Source organism: Streptomyces sp. HM190, assembly GCF_009857135.1.
In the GTDB taxonomy this organism is placed as follows: domain Bacteria; phylum Actinomycetota; class Actinomycetes; order Streptomycetales; family Streptomycetaceae; genus Streptomyces; species Streptomyces heilongjiangensis.
The window spans coordinates 528,061-539,596 of sequence record NZ_CP047318.1 but is presented as its reverse complement, the minus strand read 5'-3'; the positions used below and the strand labels follow the sequence as shown (position 1 = coordinate 539,596).

General features: G+C 74.2%; 3 protein-coding genes. All 3 read left to right on the top strand.

The window, feature by feature from the left end; genetic code table 11:
- Positions 1 to 2: 2 nt before the first annotated feature.
- The 3 genes from GSY65_RS02160 to GSY65_RS02150 are packed head-to-tail and all read left to right on the top strand — an operon-like array spanning position 3 to position 11,504.
- Positions 3 to 6,443, top strand: a complete 6,441-nt coding sequence (locus tag GSY65_RS02160; protein ID WP_236579667.1) for a type I polyketide synthase — start codon at positions 3 to 5, stop codon at positions 6,441 to 6,443.
- On the top strand, positions 6,436 to 7,557 hold the full coding sequence (locus GSY65_RS02155; protein WP_159765668.1) for a DNA alkylation repair protein: 1,122 nt from the start codon (positions 6,436 to 6,438) through the stop codon (positions 7,555 to 7,557). The genes GSY65_RS02160 and GSY65_RS02155 overlap by 8 nt, the downstream gene beginning before the upstream one ends.
- Positions 7,554 to 11,504 (top strand): aminotransferase class I/II-fold pyridoxal phosphate-dependent enzyme, encoded by a 3,951-nt coding sequence (locus GSY65_RS02150; protein ID WP_159765667.1) that lies wholly within the window; start codon positions 7,554 to 7,556, stop codon positions 11,502 to 11,504. The genes GSY65_RS02155 and GSY65_RS02150 overlap by 4 nt, the downstream gene beginning before the upstream one ends.
- Positions 11,505 to 11,536: the final 32 nt, after the last annotated feature.

Below are 11,536 nucleotides of genomic sequence, written 5' to 3'. Positions count from 1 at the left end.
CCATGACGACCGAGCCGAACGAGAGGACCGCCGTGAGCGAGCACGACGACCGCATCGCCGTCATCGGCATGGCGGTACGGCTCCCGGGGGCCGAGGACGTCACGGACTTCGCGACCCTGCTGGGGCGGGACGGCGTCGAGGTCGACGAGGTCCCGCCGAGCCGCTGGGCCCGCGAGCTGTACCTCGGTGACGGCAGCCACCAGGGCACGCACCACCGGGGCGCCTTCCTGCAGGACCCGTTCTCCTTCGACCACGAGGCGTTCGGCCTGACCGCCGAGGACGCCGTCCTCCTCGACCCGCAGCAGCGGGTGATGCTGGAGGTCGGGGCACGGGCGCTGGAGGACTCCGGTTATCTGGGGACCCGCCGGCGGCTCGACGCGGGCGTGTTCGTCGGCGCCCGCATGAACGCGTACGGCTTCGACCACGGCCGCGGCCTCGGCACCGACGGCACCCGAGGACTGTCCGGTACCCCGGCGCACGGCCCCGGCGACGGGCCGCGGCCGGCCTCCCTCTGGGGGCGGTCGCAGAACTTCACGGCGGCCTGGCTGTCCGACCGGTTCGACCTGGCCGGTCCCGCCCTCGTCGTCGACACCGCCTGTTCGTCCTCCCTGACGGCCGTGTGGCTGGCCTGCCAGAGCCTCACGGCGGGCGCCTGCGAGTTGGCCGTCGTCGGCGCCGTGGACCTGCTGATCGACCCGCTCACCTTCGTCATGCTCTCCCGCACCGGCGCCCTGTCGCCTGCGGGCCTGTGCCGGACCTTCGACCGCAGGGCCGACGGTTACGTCCCCGGCGAGGGAGCCGTCGCGCTCGTCCTGAAGCCGATGGGCGCGGCACGCGCCGACGGCGACCTGATCCTCGGCGCGATCGCCGCGAGCGCGGTCAACAACGACGGCCGCACCATGGGCGTCACCTCGCCGAACCTGGAGGCCCAGGTCGAACTGCTGGGCAAGGTGTACGAGCGGATCGACCCGCTGTCCGTGCAGTACGTCGAGGCCCACGGCACCGGTACCGCCATCGGCGACCCGATCGAGGCGCGGGCCCTCACGGAGGTGTTCGGGCGGCTCGGCGCACCGCGCGAGTCCGTGGCGCTCGGCTCCCTCAAACGCCGCATCGGCCATCTGCACTCGGCGGCGGGCCTGGCGGGCCTGGCGAAGGTGATCGTCATGCTGCGCGACGGCATGATCCCCGCGCTCACCGTGGAGGACCCCAACCCCCGCCTCAACCTGGCCGGCAGTCCCTTCCGCCTGCCCGCCGCGCACGGCGCCTGGCCCGAGGTGCCCGTACGGCGGGCCGCGGTGAGCGGGTTCGGTTTCGGCGGGACGAACGCGCACGTCGTCGCCGAAGCCGTCGCCCCGTTCCCCCCGGTCTCCCCGGTCTCCCCGGTCTCCCGCGAGGAGGACCGCGCGGGCGCGTCGTCCCGCACGACGGCGGCACGGGTGGCGCCCCAGGTGCTGCCGCTCTCCGCCGACACGCCGTACGCGCTGCGGGAACTGGTCGCGCAGTGGATCGGGTTCCTGCCCACCGCGACCGGTGACCTCGACGACGTGTGCGCCACCGCGAGGCTGGCCCGTCCGCACCGCGCCGCGCGGATCGCCGTCACCGGGGCCGACGCGACGGAGCTGGCGTCCGCCCTGCGTGCCTGGCTCCTCCGCCCAGAGACCGCGGACGACGCCCCGCCCGGCGACACCGCCGTACGGGTCCGCCCCACGTCGGAGGCGTCACCCCCCGCCTGGCTCGTCGCGCTCGACCGTGCGGTGCCCGCCGTGCACGAGATCATGGGCCTCTTCGAGACGGCGACCGGGGTGCGCCTGGCCGACTTCTCCGGTGAACTGCTGCGGATCAGCGAGGGGATCGCCCTCACCGTGGCCCTGCGGGACACCGGAGTGCCACGGACCGCGGTGGACCTGCCCGCGGGCTGGGAGGCGCTCCGCGACTTCGCCTGGGGCCGTGTCCCCCTGGAGGAGGCACTCGCCGAGGTCCTCCGCCGCGACGGCGACCCGGCCCCCGCGACCGGGTACGAGCCGACGGCCGACGACGAGTTGTGCGCGCGCCTGGCCCGCGCCCGCGACGACCGGGAGGTGGCCGCGGAGCTCGCCTCGATCACCGCCGGCCTCTTCACCGCGGGTCGCGACATCGACTGGGCCGCCTACCAGCGGGACACCGCGTGGCGCACCCGTCTGCTGCCGTCGGCCCAGTCCCGCGGCCGGGCCCTCGACCTGCGTGAGCCGCTGCGCTCACCCGAACCCGGCGCGCCCGCCGCACTCGTGCGGGACGACGGACCCGGCGGCTACGTCTTCGCGCGGGTGTTCGGACCGGGCGAGGCGCCCCTTGCGCAGCACGCCGTCTACCGCAGGATCATGCTTCCCGGGGTGGCGTGGCTGGAGTTCCTGCGCGAAGGGGCCGCGCTGCGCGGCGAACCGTTCCACGGGGTGCGGGACCTGCTCTTCCACCGCCCGCTGATCCCCTCCGGCGCGTGCCGCGTGGTGTGCCGCGTCGACGCTCAGGGGCGCTTCACGGTGGAGGACGAGCAGGGTGGTGGCCCCTTCGTCACCGGCCGGTTGCTGGGCGACGCCGCCGCCGTGCCCGCCCCGGTGCCCGTCGCCGCGCTGCTCGGCTCCTGCGGGGAGGTGCACGCCGGGTCGGGCCTCTACCGTTGGCTGCGGCGGATCGGCTACCACCACGGCCGCTACTACCGGAACATCTCCTGGGTGGCGGGCCTGCCCGACGGCGGCACGCTCGCCCGCGTCGAGGGGGCGCGGCAGCGCGAGATGAACGATCCCGGCGTCGAGTTGTTCCCGGGTCTGCTCGACAGCGTCACCATCGCCGCGATCGCCCCGGACAACCCGGTGTTCGGCGCGTCCGAGGCGTCCGCGTTCATCCCCCTGTCGGCAGCGGGCGTCCACGTCCACGGTCCGCTGCACGACGCGGCCTACGTCCGCACGGAGACCGCCTTCTGGAACGAGGAGGCCTGCCGCGTCACCCAGACGGTGACCGACGCCGAGGGCCGACCGCTGCTCGTCCTCGCCGACATGTCGTCCAAGCGGGTACCGGCGGAGGCGTTCGCCGAGGACCGCCCGCAGGCCCGCCGCCCCGCCGCACCACCGACGCCCGGACGGGAGACGCAAGCGCCCGCCGACCTGTCCACGGACACACCCGCCGACCCGCCCGCCGCCCTGGACTCCGCCCCGCCACCGCCACCGGAGCCGACCGCGCCGGTCCGCCGGCCCGCCACACCCGACCGGGTGCTCGACTGGTTCCTGGAGCTGACCGGGACCTCCGCGGGCGACGCCGACACGGAGTTCCTGTCGGCCGGGTTCGACTCGGTGGGCCTCGTGTCGCTGAGCGAGCGGATCTCCGGGGAGTTCGGGCTGTCCCTCTACCCGACCGTCTTCTTCGAGTACCCGACGCCCCGTCTCTTCGCAGACTTCCTCGTGGCGGAGTCGCCGGACGTGGCCGCCACCCTCGCCCCCTCGACGCCGTCAACCCCCTCGCCGGACGAGGCGCCCGCTCCCGAACCGCCGCCCGCCGCCCGGCCGGCCGAACCACCCGCCGCTACGGCCCCCACCGCACCCCCGGCCGCACAAGCCACCATCCGTCCCGTACCCGCAGCCGCCCCCGCGCCCACCCCGGCTTCGTCCCCGTCCGCATCACCCCGCGCCCGCGACATCGCGATCGTCGGCGCGGCCGTCCGGCTCCCCACCGCGCACACCCTGGCCGACTTCGCCGACCTCCTGTACGGCGGGCGCGACACGGTGGGCCCCCTGCCGGACGGCCGCTGGAGCAGGCCGCCGCACGGGCCCGTCCCGTACGCCTCGTTCCTGGAGGCCGTGGACGAGTTCGACCCGGGCCCGTTCCGTATCTCGCCCCGCGAGGCACCGCTGATCGACCCGCAGGCGAGGATCGTGTACGAGACGATCTGGCAGGCCCTGGAGGACGGGGGACGAGCGGGCGAGCGGGCCGCGGACAGCAGGACCGGTCTGTGGATCGCCTACAGCCACGACCACTACCACGAGGAGCGGGCCCGACACGGTGTCCCCGACGGCCGGGGGCTCGGGCTGGAGGCGATGATCCCGAACCGGCTGTCGTACCTGATGGACTGGCACGGTCCGAGCGGCCTCGTCAACACCCTCTGCTCGTCGTCGCTGGTGGCCCTGCACACCGCCCTCCAGCACCTGCGCGCCGGTGACATCGACACGGCCGTGATCGGCGCGGTGCACGCCGGTCTCAGCCCCGAGTACTTCCGCTCGATGGGCGACCTGATGGCCCTGTCACCGAGGCACCTCTGCCGGGCCTTCGACAGCACGGCCGACGGCTTCGTCCCCGGAGAGGGCGCCGTCGCGGTCGTGCTGCGACGCCACGACGACGCCCGACGGGACGGCGACCCGGTCCGGGGCCTCGTCAAGGGCGCGGCCGTGAACCACGGCGGCCGCACCACCCGTTACTCGGCGCCCAGCCCTCGAGGCCAACGTGACGTCATCGCCGAGGCGTTGCGGGACGCGGGGGTGTCTCCGGAGACGATCGGGTTGCTGGAGGCGCATGGGACGGGGACGAGTCTGGGTGATCCGATCGAGGTGGACGGGGTGAGCCGGGCGTGGCGTGTGCACACGGATCGGGCGCAGTTCTGTGCGATCGGTTCGCTGAAGTCCAATGTGGGTCATCTGGAGCCGGCGGCGGGTCTGGCGGGTCTGGTGAAGGCGTTGCTGGCAATGGAGTGCGGGGTGATTCCGCCGACGCTGCACGTGAGGCGTCCCAATGACCGTATCCGTTTCGAGGACACGCCGTTCTATCTCGCGGACCGTGCCCTGCCCTGGCCGCGGGGCGGGCATCCGCGGCGGGCCGCGGTCAGCGCGTTCGGCATGGGCGGCGTCAACGCCCACGTCGTCGTCGAGGAGCCACCGCGGCCCGTCAGGGACACCCCGCTGCCGCAGCACAGCCACATCGTCCGCGTCAGCGCGGCCGACGAGACCGCCCTGCGCGACCTGGCCGGCGCCTACGCCGACCACCTGACCGGTCTCGCCGAGGAACGGACCCCCGAGGAACGGCTCTCCGAGAACCACACCACCGAGCATCGGATCCCCGAGAATCCGCCCTCCAGGAATCTGCCCTCAGACAATCCGCTCTCCGACAATCCGCTCTCCGACGCCCGCCTCGGTGACTTCGCCCGGACCGTCAACACCGCACGGGCCGCCCACCCCTACCGCACCGCCGTCCACGGCACCACCGCCGCCGAGCTGGCCGCCCGGCTCGCCGAGGTCGCCTCCGGGGCGACCCCGACGACCCGCCACGCCCGGACGGCGACGACCACCGCCTTCCTCTTCACCGGGCAGGGCTCGCAGTACGCCCGCATGGGTGAGGGACTCAGGGCGACCGAACCGCACTTCCGGGACGCCCTCGACGAGTGCGCCGACCTGCTCCGCCCCTGGAGCGACGTGCCCCTGCTCGACCTGCTGTACGGCGACGCACGGCACCTCCTGGACCAGACGCGGTACGCGCAGATCGGCATCGTCGGCGTCCAGGTCGCGCTGGTGACGTTCCTGCGGGCCGTCGGCATCCGCCCCGACGTGGTCGCCGGGCACAGCCTGGGCGAACTGACCGCGGCGTGGGCGGCCGGCGTCCTCGCCCTGCCCGACCTGCTGCGGCTGACCGCGCTCCGCGGCCGGCTGATGCAGGCCCAGCCCGCGACCGGGACGATGGCCGTCGTCCACACCGACGCCGACTCGCTGGCCGCGGAACTGCGGGCCTACCCCGGCCTCGAGATCGCCGCCCACAACGCGCCCCGCGTCCACACGCTCAGCGGCCCGGCGGACGTGATGGACCGCTTCCGTCGGCAGACCTCCGCACGCGTGCAGCCCCTGACGGTCAGCCACGCCTTCCACTCCGCGGTGATGGAACCGGCTCTCGCCCCCTTCGCGGACGCCGTGGCCGCCACCCCGCTCGCGCCGCCCGCGATCCCCTTCGCCAGCGCTCTCACCGGCACCTGGCACAGCGACGTCACCGCCACCGACCCCGGCCACTGGGCCCAGGCCATCCGCCGCACCGTCCGCTTCGGCCAGGCCGTCACCACCCTCGCCGAGACCGGCCCCCACACCGTCTGGGAGATCGGACCGCACCCGCAGCTGATCCCCCTCGCCCGCGCCACGCTCGCCGAGGCGCGCCCCGACCTCACCCCCCTGTGGATCCCCACCCTCCAACGGGGCCGCGAGGACCAGCCGCACCTGCACGCCGCGCTGACCTCCCACCACAACCACACCGGCGCCGAGATGCACTGGACCGGCCTCCACCACGGCAAGGGCCAGAGCGTCACCACCGCTCCCGGCTACCCCTTCCGGCGCCGACGCTTCTGGATCACCCCCGGCACGCGCGATGCCCAGGGCCCCGCCCCCACGACCACCACCCACGGCAATCACACGCACGAGACGAAGAGGCCCGAGCACCATGGCTAGCGAATACGGACTGAAGCGACACTTCAACGGCGAGGCCGCACGCCTCATCGGCGGCAAGGTCAGCGCCGTGCACCCCGACTTCGACGTCGAGGGGTACGCCGCCGAGGTCGAACAGCGCATCCCCGGCAAGGAACTGAAGGACCGCGTCCTCGTGCTGACCGAGGGCCTGCGCAGCCGGCTCCCCGAGGACTACCCCACGGCCGTGTCCGTGCTCCTGCCGGTGCTCGGTGACGAACTCGCCGAGGGCGAGGGCATGTTCAACACCAGCTGGTTCCTGATGCCGGTGGCCAGGTTCGTGGAGGAGTACGGCCGGGACCACCCCGAGGTGTCCCTCGACGCCATCGAGGAGATCACCCGGCGCCACACCGGCGAGTACGCCATCAGGCCCTTCGTCGAGGACCACTACGAGCTGACCATGAAGCGGGTCGCGCAGTGGGCCCACAGCCCCAGCCACAACGTACGGCGCCTCGCCAGCGAGGGCATCCGCCCGCGCCTGCCGTGGGCCCGCACCCTCGACGTCTTCGTGAAGGACCCGCGGCCCGTCCTGGAGATCCTCGAACCCCTGCGCAGCGACCCCTCCGAGTACGTCCGCAAGTCCGTCGCCAACAACCTCAACGACATCTCCAAGGACACCCCCGACCTCGCGCTCGCCACCGCGCTGCGCTGGCTGGAGGAGAGCCCCACCCCCGAGACCGACTGGATCGTCAAGCACGCCCTGCGCACCCTGGTCAAGAAGGGTGACCAGCAGGCACTGGCCATCCTCGGGGCGACGGGCGGCGAACTCGTCCAGGTGTCCGCCCTGCGCGTCACGCCCGGCGCGGTCACCGTCGGCGACACCCTCCTCATCGACTTCACCGTGGAGAACGGCGACGACCGGCCGCACAACGTCACCGTCGACTACGTCGTCCACCACGTGCGCAAGAACGGCCGCAGCATCCCCAAGGTCTTCAAACTGACGACGCTGCGGCTCGCCGCGGGGGAGCGGCGGACCGTGCGCAAGTCCCATCCCGTCAAGGAGGTCCAGACCCGCCGCTACTACCCCGGGGAGCACACCGTCGACATTCAGGTGAACGGCCTGGTGAAGGCCACCGAGCGGTTCGACCTCCGCACATGAGCGGCTTCCGGGTGCACCTCGGCGCCACCGATCCGCTGGTCCGCGACCACCGCATCGGTGACACACCGGTCGTACCGGCCGCCCTCCAGACGGACGCCGTGCTGACCGCCTGCGACGCCCGACGCCCCGACCGGGTGTGGACGCTGGAGAACGTCACCTTCCACACCCCCCTGCGGGTGACGGGACCCGGCGTCGACCTGCGGGTGACCACGGCCGACGACGGACGGTGCTCGGTCCTCTCCGCCACCGCCGCAGCCGCAGCCGGATCCACGGCCGGCGACGACGCGGGTGGCGCGCCGGTCGAGCACTGCTCGGCGCGCGCCCGCGGCGTGCCGATGCCGCCGCCCCGCTACATCGACGTCGACGCACTGCGGGCCGGCTGCACCCGGCCCGTCCCGCTGACGGACATCGACGCGTGGCGGCGGGCCAGCGGCATCACGTACGGGCCCGCCTACCGGGTGGTCCGCTCCGCGCACCGGGGGACGGACCGCATGCTGCTGGTCCTGCGCGCCGACGACGACCTGCACGCGACCCGGTTCGTGCCGCCGCCGCTGCTCGACAGTGTCTTCCAGGCCCTCGGCATGCTCGACGACGGAACGGCCGGGGCCTGCCTGCCCTGGTACGTGGGCCGGCTCGTGGCCCGCCGGCCCCTCTCGGGCACGGCCCTCGCCCTCGTCGAGCGGGACACGACGGCCGGGGCCCGCACCGGTGCCGTGCGCGGGCGGGCCACCGTCTGCAGCCAGCAGGGCGAGGTGCTGCTCGAACTGGAGCGCATCACACTCAAGTCGCCCACGGCGGGTGCCCCGGCCGCCACGGCGGCGGAGGAGCGGAACCCGCCCGCCGCCGGTGCGGTCGAGACCCCGGTCTGGCGGGAGACCCGGCCCACCCGCACGCCACGGGAACGCCGAGGCGCCCTGCTGCTGGTCTCACGGCTGAGGCCGCCGGCGTCGGACGGACCGCCGGCCGTCCGGCTGGCTCCGGAGGAGCTGACGCCGGAGCGCCTGGACGAGGTCCTCGACGAGGTGCCCGTCGGCGCGGTGGTCTACGAGGCGCCGCACGGACTGACGGACGAGGACCGGGTGGGCGACGCCCTGGCAGGGGTCTTCGCCCTGGTCCGGCGGCTCGCCGCCCGACCGCCGATGCCGGACCTGCTCATCGTCACCAGCGGCGCCCACCGGGTGACGGGGGAGGAGACCGTCGACCCCTTCATGACCTCCCTGTGGGGCCTCGGCCGCACCCTGCGCGTGGAACACCCCCGCACCGAGGTGCGCCTGCTGGACCTGGAGCCCGGCGCCGACCTCACGACCTGCACGCCGACGGACCTCCTCGGACACGCCGAGCCGGAACTCGCCCGCCGCCCCGGTGGCTGGTACCGGCCGGCGTTCGAACCGGCCGGGCCGCCCGACGCGCTGCCGCCGGGCGGCGCCGACGCGCCGACGCCCGCTCCCCGCTTCCGCGGCGGACGCTTCCTCATCACCGGGGGAATGGGCGGCATCGGCCTGCGGATCGCGGAGTTCCTCGCGGCCGAGGGCTGCGCCCATCTGACCCTCGTGGGCCGCACGGTCCCGGACACGGGGGAGGGCCGGGCACGGCTCGACCGGCTGGGCGCCCGCTGCGACCTGCACACCGTCGCCGCCGACGTCCGGACGCTGCCGAAGGCACTCGACGGAGCCGCACGCTTCGACGGCGTGTTCCACGCGGCGGGAGTCCTGCGCGACGGCCTGGCCCGCACCCTGACACCGCAGCAGGTCGCGGACGTCCTCGCCCCCAAGGTCGGCGGGGTGCACGCGATCGACGACCTGATCGCCGCGAGCGGTCCCCCCGACTTCGTCGCCCTCTTCTCGTCCGTGGCCGCCGTCCGCGCCAACCTCGGCCAGAGCGCCTACGCGACGGCCAACGCCTACCTCGACGGCTACGCCGCCCGCAGACGCGCCGACGGAGCGCCGTGGTTCAGCCTCGGCTGGGGCCTGTGGAGCGTCGGCATGGGCGAGGGCATCGCCCCGAAAGCCGCCGCGCACGGCGTACCGGTCCTCACGGCGGACGCCGGTGTTGCCCTGCTGCGCACCGTCCTCGGCCGTCCTCCCGCGCACTACGTCCTGTGCGCCGCCGCCCACGCGAAGGAAGAACCCATGACCGTTGTGACGCCGGAAGGCGGACTGTGGCTGTCGCTGACCTCGGCTGTGCGGAACGTGCTGCACGTCGACGCCGTGGCGCCCGAGGACGATCTGCTGGAACTGGGCCTCGACTCCATGATGGCCGTCGAACTGGCGGCGTCCCTGTCCGTCGACGGCTTCGAGGTCGACCCGATGGTGTTCTTCGAACACAGCACGGTCGGCGCGCTGGTCGACCACCTGCGACCGTCGGCCCCGCCGTCGGTGCCCGCGCCCCGGGCGACCCCGGCTCCCACACATCCGGCCCCCGCACCCGCAGCAACCCCGCCGACCCCAGCCCCGGCCCCCGTCCTGGACCCGGCGTCGGCCCCGGCGCACCCGGCGCCCGCCGTCGCCGTGCGCCGGAGCGCCGCCGACTCCTTCGTCCCCGACTGGGACCGCTTCCGCGCCCCCGCGTCCGCCGGCGCCGAGGAGTACCCGGCCCCGACCGCCCCGCCGGCACCCCGGCCGCCGCAGGCCGTGATCCCGGCGACGGCCGTGCCCGAGGTCGCCGCACCCGTGACCGCACCGGCCCCCGACACGCCCCGTTCCGCCCCCCGCGTCCCCCGGCGCACCCTCCCCGGCCGGCTCTCCGACCGGCCCGGCGGCACCTTCCTGGAGCGGCGCATCGACGCCCTCTCCGTGGACGACCGGGTGATCGTCGCGAAGGACGAGTACTTCTACGAGCCCGTGATCGAGGAGGCGCGGGGCGCCCACATCAAGTTCGACGGCCGCTGGTTCCTCAACTTCGCCTCGTACAGTTATCTCGGACTCATCGGCCACGACTACATCGAGCAGCAGGCGCTGCGCGCCGTCGAGCGGCACGGGACCGGCGCCCACGGGGTGCGGCTCCTCGCGGGCACCCTCCACCTGCACCGCGAACTGGAGCTGGCGCTGGCCCGGTTCCTCGGCACCGAGGACGCCGTCGTCTTCTCCAGCGGCTACATGACGAACGTGGCGACGGTGGGCGCGCTCGTCGGCCCCGGCGACGTCATCATCGGCGACGTCTACAACCACGCCAGCATCCTCGACGGCTACCGCCTGTCGGGCGCCCGCGTCCTCACCTACGCCCACAACGACCTCGCCGACCTGGAGCGCGCCCTGCGCAAGGCGGGCGACGCGGGCAGACTGGTCGTCACCGACGCCGTCTTCAGCATGGACGGCGACGTCGCCGACCTGCCGGGCATCGTCGAACTGTGCGAGCGGTACGACGCCCCGCTCATGGTGGACGAGGCGCACAGCCTCGGTGTGCTCGGCCCCACCGGGCGCGGCATCACCGAGCACTTCGGCATCGACCCGGACCGGGTCGACGTGAAGATGGGCACCCTCTCCAAGACCGTGCCCAGCGCGGGCGGTTACGTGGCCGGGTCCAGCGACCTCGTCTTCGCGCTGAAGAACAACGCGCGCGGCTGGATGTTCTCCGCGGCGGCCACCCCGGCCCAGGTGGCGGCGGCGCGGGCGGCGATCGAGGTGATCGACGCCGCCCCCGAACTGCCCCGGGAACTGCGGGCCAGGACCACCCGCTACCGGGAGCGGCTGCGGGCGCTCGGTTTCGACACGCTCACCGGTGAGACGCCGGTCGTGCCGGTGATCTGCCGCAGCGCCGAACAGGCGGGCGCCATGGCCCGCCTGTGCCAGCAGGACGGGCTGTTCGTGCAGCCGATCGTGTACCCGGCGGTGCCGCGCACACTGCCGCGGCTGCGCACCATCGTCAACCTGACCCACTCCGAGGCGGACCTGGACACGGCCGTCGCGACGCTGGAGAAGGCCGGCCGCGCCTGCGGCCTCATCACCTGACACACGTCCCGGACCGCGCGGCGCGGGACGCC

What these genes read in the sequence shown, in the direction of transcription:
- GSY65_RS02160 (WP_236579667.1), top strand. Translation starts at nt 3, where the DNA reads ATGACGACCGAGCCGAACGAGAGGACCGCCGTGAGCGAGCACGACGAC.
- GSY65_RS02155 (WP_159765668.1), top strand. Translation starts at nt 6,436, where the DNA reads ATGGCTAGCGAATACGGACTGAAGCGACACTTCAACGGCGAGGCCGCA.
- GSY65_RS02150 (WP_159765667.1), top strand. Translation starts at nt 7,554, where the DNA reads ATGAGCGGCTTCCGGGTGCACCTCGGCGCCACCGATCCGCTGGTCCGC.